Origin of the sequence: Pseudomonas sp. BJa3, assembly GCF_026343815.1 — a bacterium.
Classification (GTDB): domain Bacteria; phylum Pseudomonadota; class Gammaproteobacteria; order Pseudomonadales; family Pseudomonadaceae; genus Aquipseudomonas; species Aquipseudomonas soli.
Map to the genome: position 1 here is coordinate 1 of NZ_JAOXMC010000118.1, position 279 is coordinate 279.

Genomic DNA, 279 nt, shown 5'->3' on the forward strand with positions numbered 1-279 from the left:
CGTGGCCAGCTCGCGCGAGCGCGGGATGTTGCCCTGTTCGCGGGCTTCGCGGCGGCGTTTTTCGGTAGGAAGTTCTGTGCGTTCGCCGCTTTCGTCCTGCTCAGACATGGCGCGTTTCCGACGGGGTCGGAGGCCTGTCCTGCAAGAGCCGTTCCAGCGCGACGCCGCGTTGCCGTCGCAGAGCTACTTCAGATAGCGGCGCATCAGGTCCGTCACCAGCGCCGCTTCCTGGGCGCGGCGCGGTGCGTCGGCTTCTTCGACCACATGCGCCTGCAGATG

At 67.4% G+C, this 279-nt stretch carries 1 protein-coding gene; it reads right to left on the reverse strand.

The genetic code is table 11. From position 1 onward, the window contains the following. Positions 1–108, reverse strand: a 108-nt coding sequence (locus tag OH705_RS27115) for an EscU/YscU/HrcU family type III secretion system export apparatus switch protein (protein WP_267303423.1), incomplete at its 3' end; no start/stop codon positions are given. Between the last annotated feature and the right edge of the window lie 171 nt (positions 109–279).